Source organism: Candidiatus Paracoxiella cheracis, from assembly GCF_049348705.1.
GTDB classification, from domain to species: Bacteria; Pseudomonadota; Gammaproteobacteria; order Coxiellales; family Coxiellaceae; genus Paracoxiella; species Paracoxiella cheracis.
On sequence record NZ_CP186485.1, the window covers coordinates 107,820 to 133,702 of the forward strand.

General features: G+C 41.8%; 23 protein-coding genes and 2 tRNA genes. 14 read left to right on the forward strand and 11 right to left on the reverse strand.

What is annotated here, in order from left to right:
* The first annotated feature begins 102 nt into the window (after nt 1-102).
* A complete protein-coding gene (locus ACJMKR_RS00565) occupies nt 103-417 on the forward strand; it encodes a helix-turn-helix domain-containing protein (protein WP_423063328.1) in 315 nt (104 codons plus the stop codon).
* Here ACJMKR_RS00565 and ACJMKR_RS00570 read toward each other — a convergent pair.
* Nucleotides 414-1,106: a hypothetical protein gene (locus tag ACJMKR_RS00570; protein WP_423063329.1), complete on the reverse strand. Its 693-nt coding sequence runs from the start codon at nt 1,104-1,106 to the stop codon at nt 414-416. The genes ACJMKR_RS00565 and ACJMKR_RS00570 overlap by 4 nt on opposite strands.
* Nucleotides 1,107-1,356: 250 nt before the next feature.
* Between ACJMKR_RS00570 and parC the strand changes: the two genes are divergently transcribed.
* Both parC and ACJMKR_RS00580 read left to right on the forward strand, forming a co-directional pair.
* Nucleotides 1,357-3,612 (forward strand): DNA topoisomerase IV subunit A, encoded by a 2,256-nt coding sequence (gene parC, locus ACJMKR_RS00575; protein ID WP_423063330.1) that lies wholly within the window; start codon nt 1,357-1,359, stop codon nt 3,610-3,612.
* 38 nt (nt 3,613-3,650) lie between these two features.
* The gene (locus tag ACJMKR_RS00580; RefSeq protein WP_423063331.1) at nt 3,651-4,205 is read left to right on the forward strand and encodes a PH domain-containing protein; all 555 of its coding nucleotides are present in this window, start codon (nt 3,651-3,653) and stop codon (nt 4,203-4,205) included.
* Here ACJMKR_RS00580 and epmB read toward each other — a convergent pair.
* Nucleotides 4,202-5,179, reverse strand: a complete 978-nt coding sequence (gene epmB / locus ACJMKR_RS00585) for an EF-P beta-lysylation protein EpmB (RefSeq protein WP_423063332.1) — start codon at nt 5,177-5,179, stop codon at nt 4,202-4,204. The genes ACJMKR_RS00580 and epmB overlap by 4 nt on opposite strands.
* 139 nt (nt 5,180-5,318) lie before the next feature.
* Nucleotides 5,319-5,921 (reverse strand): DUF4143 domain-containing protein, encoded by a 603-nt coding sequence (locus tag ACJMKR_RS00590; RefSeq protein WP_423063333.1) that lies wholly within the window; start codon nt 5,919-5,921, stop codon nt 5,319-5,321.
* Nucleotides 5,922-5,948: 27 nt separating this feature from the next.
* Here ACJMKR_RS00590 and ACJMKR_RS00595 point away from each other — a divergent pair, with 27 nt between their 5' ends.
* From ACJMKR_RS00595 to ACJMKR_RS00635, 9 genes are all read left to right on the forward strand, one after another.
* Complete coding sequence (locus ACJMKR_RS00595) at nt 5,949-8,120, forward strand: ABC transporter substrate-binding protein (protein ID WP_423063334.1); 2,172 nt, start codon at nt 5,949-5,951, stop codon at nt 8,118-8,120.
* Entirely contained in the window at nt 8,117-9,103 is a 987-nt protein-coding gene (locus ACJMKR_RS00600) for an ABC transporter permease (RefSeq protein ID WP_423063335.1), read from the forward strand. Before ACJMKR_RS00595 ends, ACJMKR_RS00600 begins: the two co-directional genes overlap by 4 nt.
* Nucleotides 9,103-10,509, forward strand: a complete 1,407-nt coding sequence (locus ACJMKR_RS00605; protein ID WP_423063336.1) for an ABC transporter permease — start codon at nt 9,103-9,105, stop codon at nt 10,507-10,509. The genes ACJMKR_RS00600 and ACJMKR_RS00605 overlap by 1 nt, the downstream gene beginning before the upstream one ends.
* A gap of 12 nt (nt 10,510-10,521) precedes the next feature.
* A complete protein-coding gene (locus ACJMKR_RS00610) occupies nt 10,522-12,135 on the forward strand; it encodes an ABC transporter ATP-binding protein (RefSeq protein ID WP_423063337.1) in 1,614 nt (537 codons plus the stop codon).
* Between the two features lie 21 nt (nt 12,136-12,156).
* Complete coding sequence (locus tag ACJMKR_RS00615) at nt 12,157-13,239, forward strand: enoyl-CoA hydratase/isomerase family protein (RefSeq protein ID WP_423063338.1); 1,083 nt, start codon at nt 12,157-12,159, stop codon at nt 13,237-13,239.
* A 317-nt stretch (nt 13,240-13,556) separates the two neighbouring features.
* On the forward strand, nt 13,557-14,708 hold the full coding sequence (locus ACJMKR_RS00620) for an ATP-binding protein (RefSeq protein WP_423064257.1): 1,152 nt from the start codon (nt 13,557-13,559) through the stop codon (nt 14,706-14,708).
* A 102-nt stretch (nt 14,709-14,810) separates the two neighbouring features.
* On the forward strand, nt 14,811-15,155 hold the full coding sequence (locus ACJMKR_RS00625; RefSeq protein ID WP_423063339.1) for a hypothetical protein: 345 nt from the start codon (nt 14,811-14,813) through the stop codon (nt 15,153-15,155).
* Nucleotides 15,156-15,201: 46 nt separating this feature from the next.
* Nucleotides 15,202-16,812, forward strand: a complete 1,611-nt coding sequence (locus ACJMKR_RS00630) for a cryptochrome/photolyase family protein (RefSeq protein ID WP_423063340.1) — start codon at nt 15,202-15,204, stop codon at nt 16,810-16,812.
* 670 nt (nt 16,813-17,482) lie between these two features.
* Nucleotides 17,483-18,394 carry a SulP family inorganic anion transporter gene (locus ACJMKR_RS00635; protein WP_423063341.1) on the forward strand — a complete coding sequence of 304 codons (912 nt, stop codon included), beginning with the start codon at nt 17,483-17,485 and terminating at the stop codon, nt 18,392-18,394.
* Nucleotides 18,395-18,432: 38 nt separating this feature from the next.
* Here the strand turns inward: ACJMKR_RS00635 and ACJMKR_RS00640 are convergent, their stop codons facing one another.
* A complete protein-coding gene (locus tag ACJMKR_RS00640; protein WP_423064282.1) occupies nt 18,433-18,555 on the reverse strand; it encodes a hypothetical protein in 123 nt (40 codons plus the stop codon).
* Between ACJMKR_RS00640 and ACJMKR_RS00645 the strand changes: the two genes are divergently transcribed.
* Together ACJMKR_RS00645 and ACJMKR_RS00650 are read left to right on the forward strand one after the other, a co-directional pair.
* Entirely contained in the window at nt 18,518-19,282 is a 765-nt protein-coding gene (locus tag ACJMKR_RS00645; protein WP_423063342.1) for a SulP family inorganic anion transporter, read from the forward strand. The genes ACJMKR_RS00640 and ACJMKR_RS00645 overlap by 38 nt on opposite strands.
* A 127-nt stretch (nt 19,283-19,409) precedes the next feature.
* Nucleotides 19,410-19,844, forward strand: a complete 435-nt coding sequence (locus ACJMKR_RS00650; RefSeq protein ID WP_423063343.1) for a hypothetical protein — start codon at nt 19,410-19,412, stop codon at nt 19,842-19,844.
* 43 nt (nt 19,845-19,887) lie between these two features.
* Here the strand turns inward: ACJMKR_RS00650 and ACJMKR_RS00655 are convergent.
* From ACJMKR_RS00655 to lolB, 7 genes are all read right to left on the reverse strand, one after another.
* A tRNA-Met gene (locus tag ACJMKR_RS00655) sits at nt 19,888-19,961 on the reverse strand.
* Between the two features lie 53 nt (nt 19,962-20,014).
* Nucleotides 20,015-21,106, reverse strand: a complete 1,092-nt coding sequence (gene ychF, locus ACJMKR_RS00660; protein WP_423063344.1) for a redox-regulated ATPase YchF — start codon at nt 21,104-21,106, stop codon at nt 20,015-20,017.
* Between the two features lie 263 nt (nt 21,107-21,369).
* Nucleotides 21,370-21,948 (reverse strand): aminoacyl-tRNA hydrolase, encoded by a 579-nt coding sequence (gene pth, locus ACJMKR_RS00665; protein WP_423063345.1) that lies wholly within the window; start codon nt 21,946-21,948, stop codon nt 21,370-21,372.
* A 37-nt stretch (nt 21,949-21,985) separates the two neighbouring features.
* Nucleotides 21,986-22,720, reverse strand: a complete 735-nt coding sequence (locus ACJMKR_RS00670) for a 50S ribosomal protein L25/general stress protein Ctc (protein WP_423063346.1) — start codon at nt 22,718-22,720, stop codon at nt 21,986-21,988.
* Between the two features lie 1,345 nt (nt 22,721-24,065).
* Entirely contained in the window at nt 24,066-25,025 is a 960-nt protein-coding gene (locus ACJMKR_RS00675; RefSeq protein WP_423063347.1) for a ribose-phosphate pyrophosphokinase, read from the reverse strand.
* A 64-nt stretch (nt 25,026-25,089) separates the two neighbouring features.
* A tRNA-Gln gene (locus tag ACJMKR_RS00680) sits at nt 25,090-25,164 on the reverse strand.
* Nucleotides 25,165-25,258: 94 nt separating this feature from the next.
* A complete protein-coding gene (gene lolB, locus ACJMKR_RS00685) occupies nt 25,259-25,873 on the reverse strand; it encodes a lipoprotein insertase outer membrane protein LolB (protein ID WP_423063348.1) in 615 nt (204 codons plus the stop codon).
* Nucleotides 25,874-25,883: the final 10 nt, after the last annotated feature.

Genomic DNA, 25,883 nt, shown 5'->3' on the forward strand with positions numbered 1-25,883 from the left:
GGATTTTTGGAATGTAGATGTTCAGTAAGACGTAACTTGTTTTTTTGACGACATCGACAAATAAAAGATATGATATTGTCTATTAAACAATAAGGATATGTTATGACCACTGTTAAAACCCCCTCAAAAGTGATGAAGGAGCTTGCGGGACGACTAAAAGCCTTAAGGCTGCGTAAAAAATGGTCGCGCCAAGAGCTGGCTGATTATGCTGATATCAACGTTTACTCTTTGAAGCGCTTTGAAGCTACCGGACATATTTCATTAGAGCGATTTCTGTCGATCTGTTTTGCGCTGGGTGTCATGAGCGAATTCGATCATATTTTAAAACCGCGAGAACGAATTGATGTGAGCGCGTGGAAAGTGCCGGAAAATAAAATCCGGCAACGAGGCAGGCGCCGAAGCGAGGTAACAGTTTAGCGCTTTGGAATTAATCGCAGGATTTTAACGTTAGAAAATTTCAAGCCGTTGTTCGTAAAATCATAGGCAACTTTTGCCCTGCCCGCTAAGGCACAAGCATTACAGCCATTTTTTAATTGCTGGGTGAAAATCAAGCGATAACGATGATGTGGCAATCGCTTAGCGGTCGGAAAATGGAGAATTTGCCATAATTCCACTCGGGGATATTTTCTAGCGATCATGTTATAACCCGGGGCTGCCTTTAAAGCTTCTCGAGAAACGTTGATGGGCAGCGTTAAATACTCGCCCGATTTTGTAATAATGTAGTAGCCTGTGCCTTGATCAGCAATGTAGACATAATCTGCCAAGATGACATCAATGTTATGATAGCGTCTAATTGATTTAAGTACGCCTCCGCCTGTTAAATGAAAGAACGCAAGCGACTGTTTGCAGACTGGATGTTTAGTTAAAACGGATTTGACGCAATCTTTAAAATCGCTGAACACAGTTTTTGAGCTGCAGTTTGATGCTTGCACATAACGGCGACAAATGCGTGCATCTTTTAGGTTTACCCCACCCACAAAATCTTGAATAAATTCGTAATTTTTCAATCTAGGGATTGGCGGTAGCGCAAGGGCGAAGTCGGCTACGATGATCAACCCTAAAAGAAGTGCGATTGAAATTAATAATGTCAAAACACGCTTATGCATGGTTTAAGTCCCTGTAAAATTTTCGCTATCATATAATGGTAGGGCCAAGTTCACAATACTGTTTTTGAATAAACCCTACAGATCCCGTCGTCGTGCCCACCGTATCGTCAGCGACGATGGAGTTTCTGCTCTCCCCGCCGCTCTTCGGGATTAGGAAATATTTTAACTCCAGTTTTTGACCAAAACATGACAGCGGACCCCGAAATCACTTATACTGCTATCACCTTACTGGATCACATCGAAAACTAACATGGCGAAAACAAAACCAAACATACTCGCTGAAATCGAGCGACAGCCCTTAGGTGAGTTCACCGAGAAGGCCTATCTAGATTACTCCATGTATGTGATTTTAGATCGGGCTTTGCCCAACATCGCCGATGGCTTAAAGCCGGTTCAGCGTCGCATTGTTTACGCGATGTCAGAATTAGGTTTGAAATCAACGACTAAGTACAAGAAATCGGCGAGAACCGTCGGTGACGTGCTTGGTAAATTCCATCCCCACGGTGATACGGCCTGCTATGAAGCCATGGTGTTAATGGCGCAACCTTTTTCATTTCGCTACCCTTTTGTGGATGGCCAAGGCAACTGGGGTACGGTCGATGATCCTAAATCCTTTGCCGCCATGCGTTATACCGAAGCGCGATTGTCTGCCTATGCGCAAGTCTTGTTGTCTGAATTGCAGCAAGGCACCGTCGATTGGCTGCCCAATTTCGATGGTTCATTAGAAGAGCCGGCGTTGTTGCCAGCGCGACTGCCCAACGTCTTATTAAATGGCGGCTCGGGCATTGCGGTTGGTATGGCGACTGATATTCCGCCGCATAATCTCGCAGAAGTGGCTGATGCGTGTATGCATTTGCTCGATAATCCCAAGGCAACGCTGCGCGATATTGCTAAATTCATTCAGGGTCCCGATTATCCGACGGCAGCGGAAATCATCACCCCGTTGGTTGAGATTCGAAAGATGTATCGCACAGGTAATGGCAGTATTCGCATGCGTGCGGTTTATCAAAAAGAAAACGGTGACATTGTCATCAACGCGCTGCCGCATCAGGTATCTGGCAATAAAATTTTAGAACAGATCGCAGCGCAAATGCTTGCCAAAAAATTACCGACGGTGAGTGATATTCGCGACGAATCGGATCATGAAAATCCAACGCGCTTGGTCATTACGCCGCGCTCCAGTCGTGTAGAGATTCATGAATTAATGGCTCATTTATTTGCGACGACAGATTTAGAAAAAAGCTATCGTGTTAACTTAAACATGATTGGGATCAATGGCCGTCCTGAAGTTAAAAATTTGGTGGGGTTGCTCAACGAGTGGCTTGAGTTTCGTTTGGAAACCGTGCGAAAACGATTGCAGTATCGATTAGAGCAGGTGCTCGCACGATTGCATATTTTAGAAGGTCTCATTATCGCGTTTTTAAATTTAGATGAAATCATCGCGATCATTCGTCAAGAAGATAAACCCAAGCCCGTGTTGATGAAGCGCTTTAAATTAAGTGAAAAACAAGCCGAAGCGATTTTAGAAATTAAACTGCGACAACTTGCAAAATTAGAAGAAAAGAAAATCCGCGCAGAGCAAAACGAATTGGCAGCAGAGCGTGATGATTTAGAAAAAACACTAGCCTCTAAAACGCGGTTAAAAACGCTAGTACGCAGTGAAATTAAAGCAGACAAAGAAGCTTTCGGCGATGAGCGTCGCTCACCCATTGTAGAGCGTCCCGAAGCACAAGCGATGCGTGAAGAAGACATGATACCGGCTGAACCGGTGACCGTAGTAATGTCGAAAAAAGGTTGGGTACGATCGGCAAAGGGTCATGAGGTGAGCGGTGAGTCCTTAAATTATAAATCGGGTGATGAGTTTTTCAGTCAGGTTCAAGGCCGCAGCAACGAACAAGTTGTTTTCCTTGATTCAAATGGCAAAAGCTACTCGATTTTGGCGCATACGTTGCCTTCAGCGCGTGGTTTGGGTGAGCCATTAACAAGCCGATTAAAACCAGCGCCTGGCAGTACTTTTGTGGGTATGCTAATGGGATCACCGGATCAACTTTGCTTATTAGCATCGGATGCAGGATATGGATTTTTAACGCCGCTTGAAAATCTTTATGTAAAAAATCGCAGCGGAAAGGCAGTGATTAAGCCGCCAAAAAATTCAATCGTGTTAACGCCTCAGTTTGTGACAGACAAAGAATCGCAATATGTTGCGGCAGTGACGACGGAAGGACGTTTGCTTGTTTTTCCGATCGCAGAATTGCCAGAATTGCCGCGCGGCAAAGGAAATAAAATTATCAGTGTTCCTTCGGCGCGTGTGGCAAATCGAGAAGAGTACTGTGTAGGCGTTGCGGTATTAAACGAAAATAGTAGTCTAGCATTGTATTCTGGAAAGCGTAGTTTAACGTTGAAACCAGATGATTTAGCAAATTTTCAGGGGGAGCGCGGCAGACGTGGTAACAAGTTACCGCGCGGTTTTCGCAAAGTGGAGAGTATTGCAGTAGTGGAGAAGTAAAAACAGTGATGATGGTATGAAGACGAGGTGACTTAGATATGAATATGAACTCAACAAGCAAAACGAATCAAGAATTACCCTACCCATTTATCAGAGAAACGCTGCTCTCTGATGAGAAATTAGTGTACGTGACTCGGCCACACTGGGTTGTTTTTGGGTCTTGTGTCGCGGCTTTTATTCTTGCTTTTTTAATTTATTGTTATGGGCCTGCCTATTTTTCATTTCGGTTTAATTTGTTAGGCGGTTACGATCTTTATCAGTTAATAGCATTTGCCGTATTTGCGGCTGGTGTTTATTGGCTGGCACAAGCTCTTGTGAGATATTACACATCTGAATATGGCGTTACTAATAAACGCGTGTTGATGAAAACCGGTTGGATACGACGTAATTCATTAGAAATTTTCTTACAGAAATTAGAAGCTATTCATGTTGATCAAACGATCATGGGCCGTATTTTAAATTACGGTACGATAGTAATAATCGGCACTGGTGGCACAGAAGATTATTATTTTTATATTCCTGATCCATTGGGCTTCAGAAAGCGTGTGCAGCAACAAGCTGATTTGTTAATTGACGAACAGGATCGGCATTAAACGGGAACTTTTGCCTGCGCGCCAGCGATTTCTCGTACTAATTTAGGCACTAGATAGCCCGGCAATTGATTCATCATGCGTTGAATTATTTGTTTGGCTTTTTGTTCGTCTACGTCAAAGTGGGCACTGCCCTGCACTCGATCCAGTAAATGCAAATAATAAGGCAGCACACCATTGTCGAAAAGCGTTTGGCTCAACGCAATTAATGTCTGTGCATTGTCATTAACGTCTTTTAATAAAACAGATTGATTTAGCAGCGTTACATGAACGGTTTGGAGTTTTTTAATTGCGGCAATGACCGTATCGTCAATTTCATTCGGATGATTACAATGCAGAACAACAATGGTTTTAAACCGAGTTGTATGAATCCAGTGAATCAATTCTGTATTGATGCGTTCTGGAATGACGATGGGCACTCGCGTATGAATTCGTAAGCGCTTTAGGTGCTGAATTTTTTCAAGCTGTGAAACGAGTTTCACTAGCTGGGCATCTTTCATGATTAACGGATCCCCGCCGCTGAATATGACCTCTTCGATTGATGAATCATTTGCAATGTATGCCAAAGTTTTTTGCCAACCATCAGTGCTTGGTATGTTTTCCTCATAAGGAAAGTGACGGCGAAAGCAGTAACGACAGTTAATCGCGCAGCCACCTGCGAGTGTCAGCAAAACGCGACCATGGTATTTATGGAGTAACCCTGGTACTGGGTTGGCGTTTTTTTCGGCGAGCGGGTCATGGGTGTAGCCGGGGTAGTGGCCCATTTCTTGCTTTGTGGGTAGTACTTGCAGTAGCAAAGGATCATTCGGGTTCCCTTTTTCCATGCGAGCGACAAACCCTCGCGGGACCCGAAGGGGGAACTGAGCGATCGCCGCCTGTGTTGCAGGGTCTAAGTGTGCTGAGTTTAGCTCAAGCGTTCTTAGCAACTCATCTGTATTTTCAACTGCGTTGGATAAGGCCTTTTGCCAGTCTTGCATGGGGGTCTCGGTTGTTTATTTTGTGAGCTATTATATCAAAAACTTAATATCTTCCAAATGCTACTCGAACCTTTTGCGTATGCACTCCTCCATAAACAAGATACCCTAACGGCGCACAATCACCGACGAGTTTTTGATACTAGTTTATATTTTTAAGAAAACTGCTATGAAATGTTTCAGAGGATTTAATTTCAATGGGAATTAATTCATGCCCATATTTAATAATGACATCGACTTCATTTTGATGGTTATCGCGATAATAATAGAGATTCGGATTTTTGCCTTTATTAAAGCGATATTTCATTAATTCAAGAATCATTAAACCTTCGTATACAGCACCTCGAAGCGGATCGCGTGTTAGCTGTGATATAGTTTTAATATCCAGTAAATAACTAGCAAACCCCACGTCAGTAAAATACAACTTAGGCGATTTTATAATTGGTTTACCAAAACTTTCAAAATAAGGCTGGAGTCGAAACACAATAAACGACGCTCCTAATATCGATAGCCAATGCGTAATTGTGTGGCTTGATACCCCCACTTCGTTTGCTAACCCACTGGCTTCAAAAACAGAGCCGATCCTACCCGCGCAAAGTTTTATAAATTTCTCAAAAAGGCTTAAATCTTTAATATTAATCATTCCATTTTTTTGACTCTCATCCACTGACACTTGGATGTAAGATAGCAAATCAGGCGTGTTTTGAATTTCATTGAGAATGGCACCGTCTGGATGTTGATTCAAAAAAGCCCTTGGGTCCATAATAGAGTAATGAAATGGATATCCCTCATCTTAGGATTAGTTCTGGGCTTGGCTGCTTACGATAGCCTTGGGGCTACTTGGAACAACCCTCACAGCGGTGGCAATGAACAGAACGTCCGTTACGCGCCAATCATCGGTCAACCCAAGAGCTTAGACCCCGCGCGCGCTTATTCATCCGATGAATACCAAATTATCGCACAAATTTATGAACCACCGTTACAATACCATTACTTGCGTCGGCCTTATCAACTCGTACCACTAACGGTAGCGCAAATGCCAACAGTTACGTATTACGATGCTGATTGGAAAAAACTGCCAGATGATGTCAATCCATCAAAAGTTGCATACAGCGTTTACGATATTTTGATAAAAACGAATATTTATTATCAACCCCACCCTGCTTTTGCTAAAAATAAACAAGGGCAGTATTTATATTTGGATTTAACGCGTTCTCTCATTGATAAAATGAATTCACTCGAAGACTTTCCTAAAACTGGAACGCGAGAACTGACCGCTGACGATTATGCCTACGAAATAAAACGGCTTGCTTCTCCAAAAACAAGTTCGTCAATTTATGGATTAATGAGTAAATATATTTTAGGTTTTTCTGAATATGGCAGAAAACTCGAATTGATTGTGAAAAAACAAGGTGAGAACAATTTTCTCGATTTGCGTAAATATTCGCTTGAAGGCGTTAAAGTGATAAGTCCTTATCACTATCAAATTATTATTAAGGGTGTTTATCCGCAATTTGAATATTGGTTGGCGATGACGTTTTTCTCACCTATTCCTTGGGAAGCTGATGCTTTCTACTCACAGCCGGGTATGAAGGAAAAAAATATAACGTTTGATTGGTATCCTGTAGGTACCGGACCTTACATGATTGAAGAAAACAATCCCAACCGCCAAATTGTGTTGGTAAAAAATCCCAATTTTCACCTCGAACTTTATCCAAGTGACGGCGAAACAAGCGATCGAGATAAAGGGTATTTAGCAGATGCTGGGAAGCCTTTGCCATTTATCAACAAAATAGTGTTTGTTTTGGATAAAGAAAGCATTCCGCGTTGGAATAAATTCATGCAGGGTTATTACGATAAATCGGGTATCGGTGCTGAAAGTTTCGATCAGGCTATAAAAATCGATAAAAACGGAAAGCCTTATTTAACACCACGAATGAAAAAAATGGGTATCCGGTTGAAAACGACGGTAACGCCTGGGATTTTTTATATCGGTTTTAATATGCTTGATCCTGTAGTGGGTGGTTATTCCGAGAAAAAACGTAAATTGCGACAGGCTATCGCGATAGCGTTTGATTATGAAGAATATATTTCGATATTTTATAATGGGCGCGGTATTCCTGCTCAAGGCCCAATTCCGCCGGGGATTTTCGGTTACGTATCTGGTGCAGGTGGGATTAATCCTTATACTTATGTGTGGTTTCAAGGAAAACTGAAACGACGATCATTAAGTGAAGCTAAAAAATTATTAGCAGAAGCTGGCTATCCGGGTGGGATCGATCCCAAAACGGGAAAACCACTTATTTTAAATTACGATGTTGCAACGACAGGTAATCCAGATGACAAGGCACAATTAAATTGGATTCGAAAACAATTTGCAAAACTTGGGATTCAACTGAATGTTCGTGCAACCCTCTATAATAGATTTCGCGATAAAGTGCGCACTGGTAATGCACAAATATTTTCATGGGGATGGTTGGCCGATTATCCAGATCCTGAAAATTTCTTATTTTTGTTATACGGGCCCAATGGCAAGGTAAAATATGGTGGTGAGAATGCGACGAACTATTCAAACCCGAAAGCCGATAAATTGTTTGAAGAAATTCGTAATATGCCGAATGGACCTCTGCGACAGAAAAAAATAAATGAATTTTTACAAATTGTACGAAAAGATAGCCCCTGGGTCTGGGGTTTTCATCCGATTGAGTTTACATTGAGTCATCAATGGAATCGCGTCTCTAAACCACACGGAATTGCGAATAATACATTAAAATACGAGCGTATCGACGTTAAAAAACGCGCCGAATTAAGAGAAAAATGGAATCAACCGATCTTCTGGCCGTTGCTTGGGTTGCTGGCATTTATTGTCGTATTATTTATACCGTTAACGATAACCTATTGGCGACGTGAACATCGACCCAACCTAAAAAGGAGAAAACATTGATCGCTTATATTATTCGAAGAATTTTGTATGCTATTCCGATTTTAATCGGTGTGAATTTAATTACTTTTGGGCTATTTTTTATGGTTAATTCGCCGGATGACATGGCCCGTGTTCATTTGGGTGAGCGACATGTGACACAAGCAACGATTGATCATTGGAAGCATCAGCACGGTTACGATAAACCGCTTTTTTATAATGACAACCAAAAAGGGGTTACATTTGTAACAGACACCTTATTTTTTAATAAATCAGTTGAGTTATTTACTTTCCATTTTGGAGAATCTGATCAGGGACGTGATATCAGTCAGGACATCAGCCAGCGTATGTGGCCGAGTTTAGCATTAGCAATTCCAACTTTATTTGTAGGTCTTGGGATCAACATTACCTTTGCATTATTTTTAGGATTATTTCGTGGCACTTATTTTGATACCTGGGGAATGATTGTTTGTATAATTCTGATGTCTATCTCTGGGTTATTTTATATTATTATCGGTCAATATTTGTTTGGAAAACTATTGCGGTTGGTTCCGCTGTCCGGTTATCAGAGTGGTTGGGAGGCTTTTAAATTTTTAGCACTGCCGATTGCTATTGGTGTTATCAGTGGTATTGGTGCGAGCACGCGTTGGTATCGAACGATTGTTTTAGAAGAGTTACACAAAGATTATGTGCGCACGGCGCGTTCCAAAGGATTGTCTGAAATATTAGTTTTATATAAGCATGTATTAAAAAATGCATTGATTCCGATTTTAACGGGCATTGTTATTATTATTCCGACTTTATTTTTAGGCAGTTTAATCATGGAGTCATTTTTTGGAATTCCAGGATTGGGTAGTTACACCGTGGATGCTATTGCGCAACAAGACTTTGATATTGTACGCGTGATGGTTTTTTTAGGTACTTTATTATATATCATCGGGCTAATTTTGACGGACATTTCGTATACGTTGGTTGACCCGCGTGTACGGTTAACAAAAGGATCATAATGAAAATTCACCTTGCAATGTTAGTCACCGACTGGCTGATTTATGCCTTATTAGTGATTGCTATCGTTGCTGCTTTTTATGTTCGACGTCGTCCTCATTTGCGTGAGCCTTGGCGTCGCCTCATGCAGCAAAAAACAGCAATGGTGGCAATGGTTATTTTATTTTTTTATGCGTTCATTGGTCTAGTGGACTCTGTTCATTTTGAAGTAACGCGGAAAGTCGACAAGGATTATACCTCGACACAAATTGAATCCTTATTTGATATTATTGTAGGCCCGTTGGCGCAAAATGATGAGAAAACCTATTCTGCTCCTTTCGCAACGCACTTATACAACAAAGCTATTGTCACTTTACCTGATGGTAGAGAGATACGTGCTTATCCACAATTGAAATATGCAGGTCTAAATTTAAAAAACGTTAATAATCGTGCTAACGATATTGCCATCCGAGCTATGTTAGGTTTTTTAGTTGGTCTGAGCAGTTTTAGTATCATTGCCTGTGTTTGGTTGTGGATTTTGTCTCGCCGTCATCATAAAGGTTTGACTCAATATGCTAAGCTTGTATTTAAAGGTAAAACAAATGCTGCTTGGCGTGAAGCGATGATCACATTTGGAATTATTTGGTTATTTATTTCAATCATTGTATTTTTAGTAGGGAACTACCATATTTTGGGAACTGATCAAGTTGGCCGCGATGTATTTTATGAGGCAATTAAGAGCATTCGTACAGGGCTGTTAATCGGTACGCTAACCACATTATTTATGTTGCCGTTTGCATTGATTTTAGGAATGCTAGCGGGTTATTTTCGTGGCTGGGTGGATGATGCTATTCAATATTTATATACCACATTAAGCTCTATTCCGGGCGTATTGTTAATTTCTGCCGCTATTTTGGTTTTACAGGTATATATTGAAAATCACCCACAATTATTTCCAACACTCACAGAACGTGCAGATGCTCGACTATTAGCGCTTTGTTTAATTCTCGGCGTGACGAGCTGGGCAAGCTTATGTCGCTTATTGCGTGGTGAAACATTCAAAATACGTGAGCAAGAATATGTGCAAGCTTCGCGAGCATTGGGCGTAGGACGGTTCCGAATTATTCTGCGGCATGTGATGCCAAATGTGATGCATATCGTGTTAATCACCTTGGTTTTGGATTTCAGTATGCTGGTGTTGGCAGAAGCCGTATTATCTTATGTGGGTGTCGGTGTTGATCCTACCACGATGAGTTGGGGGAACATGATTAACAGCTCACGCCTTCAGCTTGCGCGCGAACCCATTGTGTGGTGGCCGTTATTGGCGGCCTTTATTTTTATGTTTATTTTGGTGCTCGCGGCAAATTTATTTGCAGATGCAGTCAGGGATTCATTAGATCCACGATTGCGAAAGATCGAAGAACCCTAGCAGGAATTTTATATGGCAGCGAAATCGATACTGGATATAAAAAACTTAACCGTAGGGTTTGGTGCAGGCAAGCAAATCTCGTATGCCGTGAAAGACTTAAATCTATCAATTGAACTTGGTCAATGCATGGGATTGGTTGGTGAATCCGGTAGCGGAAAAAGCATGACAGCATTAGCGATCATGCAACTATTGCCCTATGCGGCTTGGGTGAGTCAAGAAAGCCAAATTTTATTACAAGGTAACAATCTATTAAATTATTCTGAAAAACAAATGCGACATATTCGCGGTTCACGCATTGGGATGATATTTCAAGATGCAATGTCCGCTTTTAATCCTGTTTTTACGATTGGGCATCAGATGACAGAAATCCTGAATGGCCCATTGCATTTGGGATTTAGAAAGGCAAAACAACGAGCCTTCGATGTACTAAAAGAAGTCGGTATCGATGATCCTCACAGAACCTTCCGAGCTTATCCTCATCAGTTATCGGGTGGCATGCGACAGCGTGCTATGATAGCAATGGCACTGTGTGGCGAGCCTGAATTTATTATTGCCGATGAACCGACAACAGCATTGGATGTGACGATTCAGGCACAAGTGTTGCAGCTATTAAAAGATCTGAAGTCCAAACGTAATATTTCATTATTATTTATTAGTCACGATTTGGCGGTGGTTTCGCAGTTGGCGGATGATATTACCGTATTAAAACAAGGACAATATGTTGAACAGGCAACACGACATTCATTTTTTGAAAATCCAACCGATGAATACAGTCGCAAGCTATTAGCGGCTATTCCCACAATGACGCCACGGCATAAAATGGTCGACACGGAAAAAATATTATTAAAAGTTGATGGATTGAAAGTATATTTCCCCATTCGTAAAGGTATTTTCAAGCGTAAAGTGGGTGATGTGAAAGCAGTAGATGATATTAGTTTTACATTACATGAACGTCAAACGATGGCGTTGGTGGGTGAGTCGGGTTCTGGTAAAACAACCACAGCTAAAGCCATCGTGCAGTTAATCAAAAAAACCGATGGCGATATTATTTTTGATGGCAAAAATCTGGGAAAAATGTCGAATCGTCAGATTAAAAAGAAACGCGGTGATTTTCAAATTATCTTCCAAGATCCGTATTCTGCTTTGAATCCACGCATGATGATTGCCGATAGCATTTGTGAAGGAATGTCTGCGCAAAAAATTGTTCGCACACGAGAAAAACAATTGATGTGCGTTGATGAATTACTCGAACGCGTTGGCTTATCACCGGACCGTAAATGGCATTATCCTCACGAATTTTCGGGTGGTGAGCGACAGCGTATTTGTATTGCGCGTGCGTTAGCCTTAAAACCGAAATTATTAATTTTAGACGAGCCTACAAGCGCGCTAGATGTTTCCATCCAAATGCAAATGTTGCGATTGTTGGAAGAATTGCAGGATCAATTTGGGATGGCCTATTTATTGATCACTCACAATTTATCCATCGTCGCTTATATGTCCCAGTATTTAGCTGTTATGCATCGTGGAAAGATTGTCGAGCAAGGGGCAACTGAGGTATTATTGCAAGATCCTCAGCAGGAGTCTACAAAGAAATTGTTGGCATCAATTCCAAAGATTAGGGATTAATTTTATAATGAGAAATTTTTAATGTCTGAAAATCATTCTCAAGATATTATTTTTCATGAGCTGCGTGGCAATGGCGGCAGCGTTGGCCATATTTTATTAAATCGTCCGAAAGCACTAAACTCGCTAACCGCCAGTATGTGTAAACTATTACACGATCAATTAGTGCAGTGGCAGCAAGATAGTAACATTAAAGCAGTAGTTATTCGGGGCGATGGTGATCGTGCGTTTTGTGCCGGCGGTGATATTCGTCGCATTTATCACAATGGGGAAAAAAATATCGCGGATTCCACAGCATTTTTTCGCGATGAATACCGAATGAATGCGGCGATTTTTCATTTCAATAAACCCTATGTTTCTTTGTTGGATGGTATCACGATGGGCGGCGGCGCTGGTGTGTCCGTGCATGGGTCGCATCGTGTGGCAACAGAACGGTTGATGTTTGCGATGCCTGAAACGGGCATTGGTTTTTTCCCCGATATTGGCGCAGGTTATTTTCTAACACATTGCCCCGATAAGTTGGGTTATTATTTAGGGCTAACCGGTGATCGCATTGGTGCTGCAGATGCACAAGAATTAGGTTTAGTTACACATGTAATCGCTAGCGATGAACAGGAAAATCTAATCCAAGCACTCATGGATAATTCATTTAATGGGAGTGATTTTGCGATGGTATCGCGAATCATTGAAGATTTTGTTATTAAAACAAAACCGCCACGATTAATAAATCATTTTAGTCAGATTTCAGAATGTTTTGATGGAAAAACAGTCGAAGACATTTTAACGCGCTTGGAAGAGGTGAATAGTGAATGGAGTTTGTTAACCACCAAAACACTCCAATCAAAATCACCCACGAGTTTAAAAGTCACGCTCGAGCAACTCAATCGCGCGCAAGGCATGAAGTTCGACGATATCATGAAAATGGAGTTTAATATCGCATTGCAATTTTTGCGTGAGTCTGATTTTTACGAAGGCGTGCGCGCAGTCGTTATTGATAAGGATCAAAAACCTGCCTGGCAGCCAAATAAGCTGGAATTGGTAACCAGTGAAATCGTCGATCAGTTTTTTGTGAACAGGGACGATAGCGGCGCCCCCCAAATTGCGTAAGTACATTCCTTATTGGGGATAAAAACCTCCGCTTTTACTTGATGGGTACTTGATACGGACTTAGTGAAAGAAAGGAAAACTATGGGGAAAGCACAAAAAACATATATAAATTATATACCTATATGATATCCAAAATGATATCTAAACGACACCCTATTCCATTTACTTGATACTTAAGTTTTACGAAGCCAAGCTTCTATCTAGTTCTGATTAAGCTCTACTCCGATGGCTGTGAACTGGGAGAGGAAAAATGCTACTGAAACCAGCAAAAACCATGGTATAATGATGGTCAAAACAGCAATTATACGGTATTTTTGATGTTTAAGCGGTTATTTCATCTTCCTCTCGATAGCAAAGACAGCTTTTTCATTTTTGGCCCTCGAGGTACTGGAAAGACTGCTTGGCTCAAGAGTAAGCTCGATCTCAATGATTGTGTTTACATTGATCTACTCGATAACCTGACCTATCGGAGATTATCGGGTCGCCCCGAACGACTCATTGAGTATATTAAGCCCGGTTTCAAGGGGCGTGTTATCATTGATGAGGTTCAAAAAGTTCCTGCACTGCTTGATGAAGTGCACCGGCTCATTGAGAGTAATCATTATCGCTTTATCTTAACAGGGTCTTCTGCTCGTAAGCTAAAACAAAAAGGCGTTAACCTCCTGGCTGGTAGAGCGATTCGCTACACGATGCACCCTCTCGTTATTCAGGAATTAGGAGATGCTTTTCAACTCGAGCATGCTTTAACTTTTGGGATGCTTCCCGCTACCTATACTTATTCGGACCCAGCCGGTTATCTTGCAACTTATGTGGATACTTATTTGCGAGAGGAAGTGATGCAAGAAGGCCTAACACGCAATGTATCCGCATTTTCACGCTTTTTAGAAATTGCTAGTTTTTCGCAGGGGAGCACAATCAATGCGTCTGCTATTGCGGCAGAGGTCGGGATTGATCGCCAAGTCATCCAAAATTATTTCTCAATTTTAAAAGATTTATTATTGGCTCACTATTTACCTGCTTTTACAAAGCGTGCGAAGCGGCGTCTCATAACGTCAGAAAAATTCTATTATTTCGATGCTGGAGTTTACTATCATCTACGCCCCAAAGGGATATTAGACATTCCTAGTGAAATTGCGGGAGCTAGTTTAGAAACATTATTTTATCAATCAGCGCTCGCGCTCATTGCTTATCATGAATTGAATAGTCAACTATATTATTGGCGAACAACGGCGGGTGTTGAGGTGGATTTTGTCGCATACGGAGAAGAAAATATATCCGCTTTTGAGATAAAACATAGTAGAACTATACAAAATAAAATGCTAACGGGATTAAAACATTTTAAACAAGATTATCCGATGGCAAAGTGTTATATTTTATATTTAGGCTCACAAACACTACATTTGTCAGATAATATAACTGCAATCCCCTTTGTAGAAGGCTTAAAAAAATTGGATCAACTTTTAAAGTAGCTACACACCCGACGGTCTTTCGGAGTGACACCGTTCGGGAAGACATGTTGATGGCGCCGTGCGACTACGGTATGGAATCTTCATCACTATTTAAAGACAATAATGAGCATGATGAAAATTTTCTTGCTCATGATTATCTGCTTGTTTATCGCTTCTTGTGCGGCTCGACGCGCTTCTGTTTCTATGGAAAAAATAGATTTGCAGTTAATAGAAGCCTACTACTACGAAAAAACGGGTCAGCATGAACTGGCCAATCAAATCTACCTCAGCATGATTCAACGTGCACCCTATTCTGGTGCCGTGCATAATAATTATGGGGTTTTCTTATGTCGCCGTGGCTACCTTCGAAAAGGGGTTCAACAGTTTTTGCTTGCTGCACATAATCGAGCATACCCTAAAAAACAAATGGCTTATCATAATGCCGTGTTATGTGAGAAAAAGGAATAATACGTGGAAAAAGTAGTGTCATTCTGAGTTTTGAATAACGCACGTGATGACGCTCCACATTCAGAGGGAACGTATTTATAATTATGCTATGCTTTCAGGGAAACATAGCTACACAAGGAGGAGAATACCTAGCATGAAGATACTGAGGCTTATATTGGGCGATCAGCTCACCAAAAATATCTCCAGCCTTCACGATATCGATAAAAAACAGGATGTCATTTTAATGTGTGAGGTGTGGGAAGAGGCAACGTATGTAAGGCACCATCAGAAAAAAATAGCGTTTATATTTTCTGCGATGCGACATTTTTCAAAGATGCTACTAAAAGAAAAATTTAACGTGGTTTATATTAAACTTAATCAAAAAAATCATGAGACAAGTTTTTTTAGTGAAGTCTCTAAAACAGCAAAGAAAGTCAAGGCTGAAAAACTGGTAGTGACGCATCCTGGGGAATATCGTGTTTTAAACGATATAAAAACCTGGGAGAAGAAATTAAAAATACCTGTTGAAATAAGAGATGATGATCGTTTTCTATGTGGGCTCAAAGAATTTTCAGACTGGGCAAATTCTAAAAAAATTCTCCGAATGGAGTATTTTTATAGAATGATGCGAAAGAAATTTAATATTCTTTTAAAAAATAAAAAACCTGTCGGTGGTAAATGGAATGACGACTCTCAAAACAGAAATCCAGCTAACTTAAAATTAAAAATACCCAAACCATTAAGTTTTAAACCAGATGCTATTACAAAAGAAGTTCTAGCCTTGGTGGGAAAAAAATTTGGCGATCATTTTGGAGAATTAAAACCTTTTTCATTTGGAGTGACGCGTAAACAAGCCTTAAAGCAATTAGATGATTTTATCAAAAACAGGCTTTCTTTGTTTGGTGATTACCAAGATGCGATGATACAAGGAGAGTCTTTCATGTATCACGCCATGATTAGCGTTTACTTAAATACCGGTTTGCTAAATCCTTTAGAGTGCATTAAAGCAGCGGAAAAAGCATACGCAAAAAAACAGGCTCCACTCAATGCAGTGGAAGCCTTCATTCGTCAAATATTAGGGTGGCGTGAATATATTCGCGGAGTTTATTGGCTGAAAATGCCGTCTTACAAAAAAAGCAACTATTTTAACGCTAAAAAATCATTGCCAGATTTTTTTTGGACGGGTGATACCCAAATGAATTGTTTAAAACAATGCATTAATCAAACAAAGGAATATGCCTATGCGCATCATATACAGCGACTTATGGTGCTGGGGAACTTTACCTTGTTAACGGGCATTGACCCAGCAGATGTGAATGAGTGGTATTTGATTGTTTATGCCGATGCATTTGAGTGGGTCGAACTGCCGAATGTCACAGGCATGATTTTGTTTGCAGATGGTGGGTTTCTAGCCAGTAAGCCCTATGCGGCAGGAGGTGCTTATATTAATCGCATGTCGAATTATTGTAAAAATTGCCATTATAAAGTCACATTAAAAAATGGAAAACAAGCGTGCCCGTTTAACTACTTGTATTGGGCATTTCTATTAAAAAATAAAAAGAGCCTTAAAGATAATCCTCGCTTGAGAATGATGTATAAAACGCTCGAAAAAATGAGCGCAGGTCAAATAAAATCTATACGGCATGATGCGAATTATTTTTTGAAACATCTAATGTAATTCTATACTCGATTGTACTTCGAAGTGTCAGTTGTGATGGGATTTATCGTGAAAAACGAACGAGCGAGCAGAGTGTATAGATAATACATGAGCATGGCGAGGCTCGTTTTTCGCGGGAAATCACCCGCAAATGGCGCTCCGTATCCCGAGGGCACATAGTCTTGAATTTCAATTGCTTGCCGGTACGAGAAAGGATCCGTCGCCCTAAAACACGGACTCTTTCTCTTTGCCGCAATTGAAATGCTGTTTGAGAGTGGATAACTTAACGTAACCTCGTCATCCCGGAAATTTTGCATCAGGATGTGCAAAATTATCCGGGATCCAAACTGTTACCAGGGATGGAAAAAAACAACGTCATTTCGAGCAAGGCGAGGAATCTCAGATGTGTCCCAGATGTCAGTTGCGGAAAAAGCGGGGAAAATATGTCGTTGAGAGGCGGCTGCTGGATCAATGGGGTTTGTGTTTTGTTGCCTATAAAATATTTTTTAAATAATGGCAATTTTGGGTGAGTCATCTTTTGGTTAATCAAGTTCAGAAGTGCATCCGACACTATTCCACACGTTTCTCTAATTGAAAGAGGGTTGAATCAAGGAGCAAACTCCTATACCCTCCTAAGCCTCTCATGGATGTGGCATAACTCGTATCAACCACTCAATCCATGGGCACGTTCATGATCAATCCAATTAAACATTTTTTATTGCCTAAGGATGGCAAATGGAATATTGATTTTTTTTCAGGACTTACTGTGGCTTTGGCGCTCATTCCAGAAGCGATCGCTTTTGCGTTGGTCGCCCATGTGAGCCCGTTGATTGGCTTGTATTCTGCTTTTTTCATGTGCCTTATTACAGCTTTAATCGGTGGTCGCCCAGGCATGATTTCGGGTGCAAAGGGTTCCATGGCGGTTGTCATTGTTTCATTGGTCAGTCAGTATGGCATTACGTATTTATTTCCGACTATTGTGCTTACCGGACTTTTACAAATAGCCGTGGGAATATTCCGACTGGGTAAATTAATTCGAATACTACCAAAATCAGTCATGGTCGGATTTGTGAATGGCTTAGCGATCGTTATTTTTTTGGCGCAATTGCAGCAATTTAAAATACACACAGCCTCTGGAGCGAGTCATTGGTTAACGGGGCATGCTTTATATTTAATGATGGGTTTAGTGATTATTGCTATGTTCATCACACATTATTTACCACGGCTGACGAAGCAATTACCTGCTGCTCTCATCGCTATTTTAACAGTAACCGCCCTCGTTCATGTTTTCCATTTAAATGCGCGAGTGGTGGATGACATGATGATGGGGCATCAGAGTGCGGCAGGGTTGCCTACCTTTGCATGGTTGCACGCGCCATTCAATGTCACGACACTCAAAATTATTGCCCCTTACGCCATTATTTTATGCATTATTGGTTTGTCTGAATCGCTGATGACGTTGTCGTTCGATGCGCGCCATGGAGAGCGAAGCGAAGGCGCGTATTCCGCGGTAGGCTCGGATTTTTTGCCGAGCGTAAGCGACTGCAAAAAATCTTTACGAGCCGTCAAGTCATTTGAGAGCCCGTGCGTAGTCGAGCCGTGAGGTCGCGGAGCGCGGGCGACGAGGACGTCCGCGGCTATTTAAGTTGTCGCGTATTGCGAGTCGATTATTGACAGGGATGGCAATAATCTATCACGAGCATCGCGACACGCTTGGATTGATGAAATGACCGAGACGCGTGGGCGTGCGAATAAAGAATGCATTGCGCAAGGCATTGCGAACGTGGTGTGTGGATTTTTTAAAGGGATGGGTGGTTGTGCCATGTTGGGGCAAAGTATGATAAACGTTAATTCAGGCGGTCGCGGTCGATTATCTGGAATTGTGGCGGGCGTTGGATTAATTTTATTTATTATTGTGCTCTGGCCGATGATAAAACTGATTCCGTTAGCAGCGCTGGTTGGCGTGATGTTTATGGTAGTGATTGAAACGTTTGAATGGGCGACGTTTAAGTTTATCCGAAAAATTCCAAAACACGATGCGTTTGTGATTATTGCAGTTACAGCGGTGACTGTTTTTACTGATTTAGCTGTGGCTGTTATTACGGGTGTGATTATTGCCGCATTTGTTTTTGCTTGGGAAACCGCCAAAAATATTTATACAGAGAAAAAAATCAATGACGATGGCGTCAAAGAATATAAATTACACGGGCCGTTGTTTTTTGGTTCTGTCAGTCAGTTTAAAGCGTTATTTGATGTTGAAAATGACCCTAACGAAGTGATTATTGATTTTGCGCATTCCCGCGTGGCCGACCATTCCGCCATTGATGCCATACAAGCGGTTACCGAACGCTATACAGCGCTCAATAAAAACCTACACTTACGCCATTTAAGTTCGGAGTGCAAATTATTGCTCGGTAAAGCAGGTGATATGGTTGAGGCGAATGTCCTGGAAGACCCTGATTATCATGTTGCAACAGACAGGTTGGGGTAGCGCCCCCATTTTCAGTTCAATTTCTCAATAAATTCATATAAGACAATAGAATATAATTGTTTTTAAAGGTGGCTCTCGTGCCTAATTTTGCCTATAATTAGAAGTATACACAAAAAAGAGAGATATTATGAAAGCTCCTATCATCCTACTTTTGGCTACTTGCTTAATCGGCACAGCGTATGCAGGCAATCGTTGCAATCCAGAAGGTGCTAATGATGCATCGGCAACCTTGTTGAAAGTTTCGAATGACATAGCTAATAAGTGTTTAGGTGAGGAAAATGTCTATTCTTCATGCTCGATTTTTGTTAGCGACTCAGGGAGGGAAGCGTATCCAGGTTGTGGTGGGCAGGGATTTTTGTGTGTTGTTGCTTCTTGTTATGAGCATGACGGCTTGAAAGGTAAATATGGTTTTAGTTACGGAATAATTCCTACTAGTTCTACTAAATGTAGTGACGTGGACGGTAAAGTAACGGGATTAAAAGATGAAGCAACGCTCAAGCGTAAAATTGGCGAGTATTTACAGGACAAATTTAAATGCTGGTCGAATAATAAGGCTCAATAAAAGCACGTGTTTACGAGTAGACAATTTAAGGATTATTAAAGAGTGGCTATGGGTGGACTTGAACCACCGACACCGGCATTATGAATGCCGTGCTCTAACCAACTGAGCTACATAGCCACGAGTATGAGGATGAGATTTTGGCGATTTGAGCTCTGCCTGTCAAGATGAACTCAAACATTGAATCGAAATAGAATGATGTCACCATCTCGCACGATGTAATCCTTGCCCTCTTGACGCCATTTGCCTGCTTCTTTGGCCCCCTGCTCGCCATTGTATTTAACGTAGTCATCATAGCCGATGACTTCTGCGCGAATGAAACCTTTTTCGAAGTCCGTGTGAATGACTCCGGCCGCTTGCGGTGCCGTTGAGCCTTTAGGACAAGTCCACGCGCGTGCCTCTTTAGGCCCTGCCGTGAAATAGGTGAGTAATCCGAGCAAGTCATAACCCGCATGAATCACACGATGCAATCCGGGCTCGTCAAGCGACAAGCTATCCAGAAATTCTTGTTGTTCGTCTGGCGATAAGTCGGCGATTTCAGATTCGATTTGTGCGCAGACTGTCACGACTTTCGATCCTTCTTTTTCAGCAAAATCAATTACTTTTTTAACATGCGGGTTGTCGTTTAACCCGTTCTCATCCACATTGGCGATATATAACGTAGGTTTCAATGTTAATAATTGATAGGGGCGTAAGGCGTTTTGTGCGTCATCATCAAGATTTAAACTGCGCAAAGGCCTGCCTTCGTTTAATTCTTTCACGGAACGCTCGACTAATGCCTGTGTCGCTAGTGCTTTTTTGTCACCGCGTTTGGCATCGCGGGCGAGGCTCAATAAAGCGCTTTCCAATGTTTGCAGATCCGCCAATGCTAATTCAGTATTAATGACCTCAATATCGGACAATGGATCGATAGCGCCCGACACATGTGCGATATCGGGATTTTCAAAACACCGCACAACATGGGCGATGGCTTGTGTTTCGCGAATGTTCGCCAAAAATTTATTACCCAGACCTTCGCCTTTGGAAGCGCCAGCAACCAAACCCGCGATGTCGACAAATTTAACGATTGTTGGAACAGTTTGTTTGGATTTAGCAATTTCCGCGACTTTATCCAAGCGCTTGTCGGGGACTGGCACAATACCAACATTGGGCTCAATCGTAGTGAACGGATAATTCGATGCCTCGATGCCTGCTTTTGTTAATGCATTGAATAAAGTTGATTTGCCAACATTAGGTAGGCCCACAATTCCACATTTAAAACCCATTGGTACCTCATTTTACAAACTGAACGCTCATCTTTGGCCAATCTGGAACGAAAATTTTCCTCAAAATGCTCACATACTCTGTGTATGCTGTGCTTTCTCGTCGAATTTTCGTTCCACCTTGGCTCAAAGCTGAACGTTCTCCAAGCTTCCGGCTCCGAGCTTGGGTAGTTATATTCTATAAACTGAACGCTCATCTTTGGCCAATCTGGAACGAAAATTTTCCTCAAAATGCTCACATACTCTGTGTATGCTCCGCTTTCTCGTCAAATTTTCGTTCCATGCAAAACTTGCATCGCTTTTTGAAAATTGCCTGCAAGAATGTCCGGGAGTACACGTAACCCTTCATCGATAGCATTTAAAATTAAATTTTTATCACTATTAGAAGGATTGCTCAACACATAGGGAGTCACATGATCTTTATGTCCAGGATGACCAATACCGATGCGCAAACGATAAAATTTATCCGTATGCAAGTGCGAAATAGTATCACGCAAACCGTTGTGTCCGCCATGCCCACCGTTTTCTTTTAAACGTATAGTGCCTACAGGCAAGTCTAATTCGTCATGCGCCACTAATATTTCTTCCGGTGAAATTTTATAAAATTTTGCAATAGCTTGAATGGATTGACCGCTTTCATTCATGTATGTGGTGGGTAATAATAAATAGGACGATTCACCCGCAAGATTAATTTGCGCGACTAATCCAAAAAACTTTGATTCATTGCGTAAGGTTTGCTGGGATTCTTCAGCAAGCTTTTCTATGAACCAAGCGCCAACATTGTGACGTGTGTTCGCATAGTCTGAGCCAGGATTACCCAGTCCGACAATAAGCTTGATCCCCAAGTTCTTTATCCCCTAGATAGACAAAACCTGTATGGCTTTATTCTTCAGCTTCAGGTTTAGCTTCTTCTTCTTCGGCTTCAGCTTTTTCTTCAGCAGGTGCAGCCTCATCTTCAGCTTCGGCCGCTGACTCCGCTGAAGCCTCAGCAGCAAGTGATGCTTCAGCAGCTTCTGCTTCAAGGTCTTCTTTGCTGACTCTTGGCATGTGCAGGCTGATAATTGTTACATTGTGCTCTTCATCTAATTCAGGCACCGTTAATTCAACACCGTGAGGTAGTTTTAGGTCTGAAAGGTGAAGTGATTGATCCAGTTCCATTTTTGAAACATCTAATTCAAGCGCCTCTGGCAAATCGGCTGGTAAACATCTAATTTCAATTTCTGTAATTGATTTAGAGAAAATGCCGCCATTGTCGTGGCCAGGCGCTTCTTCTTCACCAATAAAATGAATCGGTACGGTCATGTAGAGCTTTTCTGTGGCTTTAATGCGCTGAAAATCAACATGCATAATTTGTGGCTTGCTTGGATGGCGCTGTAATGCCTTTAGCACGACTTTTTCTTTTTTGTCGCCGACTTTTAGGGTCAAGATAGAAGAGTAAGTCGCTTCATGGGTCAGTGCCTTGAAGATATCTTTATGTACTATCATGATGGAAACAGGTTTTTTCCCTGCGCCATAAACTGTGCCGGGCACCATGTCTTCCACACGGCGCAAGCGTCTTGCGGATGCCTTGCCATGGGCGTCGCGGATTGAAGCGGAAAGCTCTATTGTCTCTACCATTTACCTATCTCCAAGCGTTAAGAACCAGGCATTTTACTGGGATCGGTGGCTGGAGTCAAAGCATCGATATGTACTACTTTTAATTCGTCAGGACATGCGCTATCCGTGAGGCATGGCGGATTTGGACACGTAACAACGCATATAAAAAATATAATAAATATAGTTAGTTACATGTGTAAGCCTTCCGCGGCAGGTCTGGAGAGCCAAAGTATTAGGCTAACCTTTAAGCTAGGTGAAAATAAACTATGCCATTATCAGATACAGAGATACAGTGCTTAATAGTATAGTAGGTAAACGTAAGCAGGATGAAAGTCTTAGTTAAGCAGCTAAGAGATTGTTTTTCATCCAATCCGGCAATATTACAGTACTTCAGTTTCAAAAATATCACCTTATCAATTATTGCGGGATAGCTTCTTTGCTGCCCATAATGCTGGTGCTGAGCTTAGAATAGCCGCTAAATTTAACGAAGAGATTGTGAGTTATAAGTGATGATGTTATCAGTCCGATAATCACAATGTGCGCAAACAGATTGTTCAAAAAAATAGGTCAGTTGCCCTGGTTCCCAAACAGCAAAGTTGCAAAATAACCTCATTAGTGCGAATATGTACGACAGTCCAAGAGTAATTGACAAACAGGGAGGTTCAAAAAATGAACACTACAAAACTAATTACTATCTTTAGCTTCATTTTTCCAGTAACTGCTCTAGCAGTTGTTAATCCGCCTTCTCTTAAAGAAATATGCTCCGTTGGACAGTCTTGTTCATATACAATTTCCGGTCGTACTAACAGAATTATCCATATGCCTAACCTTTTGCCGCTTACGCTTTACACATGTTCAGTAATTCTAGGGGACGGCCTTAATAAAATAAAAATAACAAATGTAAGAGCAACTCCTGACGTACACTATAATGTCAAGTCCCCTGATTTAGGTCAGAGTCCCTTCCTATCTTTCATAAACATTAACTCCGAGAAACAAGGAAGTATTACCTATAGCCTATATAATTCAGATTTTTATGGACTAAGCCATAACGTTGCATATCGATGCACAAGCGGATAGCTCGTGATTTATTTTGGATCTCTCAGATTTTGTGTTGCTGTTAGTCCGCTATAACTTTATCAGTGCGCACGTTGAAAGATTTTATAACAAAGTGAAAGTGTTGAAGCGACGTACGGTATTTTAAACCTGAAACACCTCTTCCAAGGACCATATTTTAGATATAGCGGGTTTACTTGGGAGTTATTAGGTAACTCAGTGTGTTAACCCTCCACGGCAGATCCGGGAGAGCCAAAATTATTACAACAGTGTAAACGCTAATAGTGCCACACGATGAAAAATCAGAGGGCAGCTAATCGACAAACATGGAACTGACAGATTCTTTTAGGTTGACCCGAGAAATCGTTTCGGCGATCAGGGTGCTGAGCGTGATTTGTTTGATCTTGCCAGATTCTTGTGCGGCTGGTGTTAATGGAATCGTGTCGCTTACCAAGATTTCGTCAATGTCAGATTTTGTAATATTTTCAATCGCATGACCTGAAAAAACTGGGTGAGTGCAGTAAGCCGAAACGGTTTCTGCCCCTTTTTGCTTTAAGGCTGTGGCAGCACTGCAAAGCGTGCCGGCGGTATCCACAATGTCATCGACGATCATGCAATGCCTGCCTTCGACATTTCCAATGACATTCATCACTTCGGCTTGGTTCGGGCCTGGCCGTCTTTTATCGATGATGGCTAAATCAGAATCGTTCAAGCGTCTTGCAATGGCTCGTGCTCGCACCACGCCGCCAACGTCGGGTGATACGATCAATGGATTTGGCATTTTATCTAATAGGTTATAGCCCTCGAGGACGGTAATGCTGGCATAGATGTTATCCACCGGCATATAAAAGAAGCCTTGAATTTGATCGGCATGAAGATCAACGGTAATCAAGCGGGTAAAGCCCACCTTTTGCATCATGTCAGCTACGACTTTAGCGCTGATTGGCACACGAGAGGAACGAACGCGGCGGTCTTGACGAGCGTAACCGAAGTAAGGCACGACGGCGGTAATGCTGTTAGCGGAAGCGCGGCGAAAGGCATCGCCCATCATCAGCAATTCCATCAGGTTATCGTTAACGGGATCACAGGTTGATTGAATTACATAGATGTCACGGCCACGAACGTTTTCCTCGATTTCGATGCGGATTTCGCCGTCACTGAATCGACCTACATAAGCCTTACCTAAGGTGGTTTTTAATTCGGCGGCGACCTTTGTCGCTAGCTCGGGATTAGCATTACCATGGAATATTCGAACGTCATCGTGATTTGCCACTGAGTTTCCTTAACGATACTTGAATTGTAGGTAGAAAGTTTACCATAAAATATAGTTAAAAAAATGGCTGGGGTGCCAGGATTCGAACCTGGGAATGCCGGGATCAAAACCCGGTGCCTTACCGCTTGGCTACACCCCAGCGCAATCATTGAGGGCGATTGCGGAAAGCCATGTTAACAGCTTTTCCGATAGAGTCAAACAGGTCTTGTGGTCGAAATTCGACCCTGCACTCGTTATCGCTTCCAGTGTTTGACGACAATTTTCACAGCAATTTGTCTGTTATTTAATTGTAAGGTGCGCGGCAGATCTACCTTACCCACGGGTAAATAATTTGAAAACTGTACATCCCAACCGGCTTGTCGCAAATAAACCAAATGACCAAACGCATCAAACTTTGCTTGGTATTTACCTGGTGCAGGCAATCCGCGCATCCAATAAAATAAATTGGAAATAGGTAAGTGCCATCCCAATTGTCTTTGCATCAATTGTTCTGGACTGCGTGCAGAAGCGCGTCGTTTGTTAGAGCGTTGCAGCGTAACATAGCCCGGTCTTCCAGAAATATCTGCTGTATACGCATCAAGTGCAGAGTGAATGCGAATATTGTAAGAACCACCACGTTGTTGCCAGTCATACGATGCAATCGCGGATTGGTGTGGCTGTTTGATGCTAAATGCACCATCGATATTCCAGTGCCGCACTCGAGCGAGTGCTTTGCGTCGCTGTTGCCAAGATTCTGTATGATAAGTTACCAGGCCTGAAGATGGTACGTTCAATGAGGTACATCCCGCGAGCATGATGCTGAGGGCCACTGCACTGAGCGGAAGAATCCATAAAAGTTTTTGCTTCATCGTTGATCTC

Excerpts from the sequence above, each read along its gene's own strand:
- ACJMKR_RS00565 (WP_423063328.1), top strand. The coding sequence starts at position 103 with ATGACCACTGTTAAAACCCCCTCAAAAGTGATGAAGGAGCTTGCGGGA.
- ACJMKR_RS00570 (WP_423063329.1), bottom strand. The coding sequence starts at position 1,106 with ATGCATAAGCGTGTTTTGACATTATTAATTTCAATCGCACTTCTTTTA.
- parC (WP_423063330.1), top strand. The coding sequence starts at position 1,357 with ATGGCGAAAACAAAACCAAACATACTCGCTGAAATCGAGCGACAGCCC.
- ACJMKR_RS00580 (WP_423063331.1), top strand. The coding sequence starts at position 3,651 with ATGAATATGAACTCAACAAGCAAAACGAATCAAGAATTACCCTACCCA.
- epmB (WP_423063332.1), bottom strand. The coding sequence starts at position 5,179 with ATGCAAGACTGGCAAAAGGCCTTATCCAACGCAGTTGAAAATACAGAT.
- ACJMKR_RS00595 (WP_423063334.1), top strand. The coding sequence starts at position 5,949 with ATGAAATGGATATCCCTCATCTTAGGATTAGTTCTGGGCTTGGCTGCT.
- ACJMKR_RS00605 (WP_423063336.1), top strand. The coding sequence starts at position 9,103 with ATGAAAATTCACCTTGCAATGTTAGTCACCGACTGGCTGATTTATGCC.
- ACJMKR_RS00610 (WP_423063337.1), top strand. The coding sequence starts at position 10,522 with ATGGCAGCGAAATCGATACTGGATATAAAAAACTTAACCGTAGGGTTT.
- ACJMKR_RS00615 (WP_423063338.1), top strand. The coding sequence starts at position 12,157 with ATGTCTGAAAATCATTCTCAAGATATTATTTTTCATGAGCTGCGTGGC.
- ACJMKR_RS00620 (WP_423064257.1), top strand. The coding sequence starts at position 13,557 with ATGTTTAAGCGGTTATTTCATCTTCCTCTCGATAGCAAAGACAGCTTT.
- ACJMKR_RS00625 (WP_423063339.1), top strand. The coding sequence starts at position 14,811 with ATGAGCATGATGAAAATTTTCTTGCTCATGATTATCTGCTTGTTTATC.
- ACJMKR_RS00630 (WP_423063340.1), top strand. The coding sequence starts at position 15,202 with ATGACGCTCCACATTCAGAGGGAACGTATTTATAATTATGCTATGCTT.
- ACJMKR_RS00635 (WP_423063341.1), top strand. The coding sequence starts at position 17,483 with ATGATCAATCCAATTAAACATTTTTTATTGCCTAAGGATGGCAAATGG.
- ACJMKR_RS00645 (WP_423063342.1), top strand. The coding sequence starts at position 18,518 with ATGACCGAGACGCGTGGGCGTGCGAATAAAGAATGCATTGCGCAAGGC.
- ACJMKR_RS00640 (WP_423064282.1), bottom strand. The coding sequence starts at position 18,555 with ATGCATTCTTTATTCGCACGCCCACGCGTCTCGGTCATTTCATCAATC.
- ACJMKR_RS00650 (WP_423063343.1), top strand. The coding sequence starts at position 19,410 with ATGAAAGCTCCTATCATCCTACTTTTGGCTACTTGCTTAATCGGCACA.
- ychF (WP_423063344.1), bottom strand. The coding sequence starts at position 21,106 with ATGGGTTTTAAATGTGGAATTGTGGGCCTACCTAATGTTGGCAAATCA.
- ACJMKR_RS00670 (WP_423063346.1), bottom strand. The coding sequence starts at position 22,720 with ATGGTAGAGACAATAGAGCTTTCCGCTTCAATCCGCGACGCCCATGGC.
- lolB (WP_423063348.1), bottom strand. The coding sequence starts at position 25,873 with ATGAAGCAAAAACTTTTATGGATTCTTCCGCTCAGTGCAGTGGCCCTC.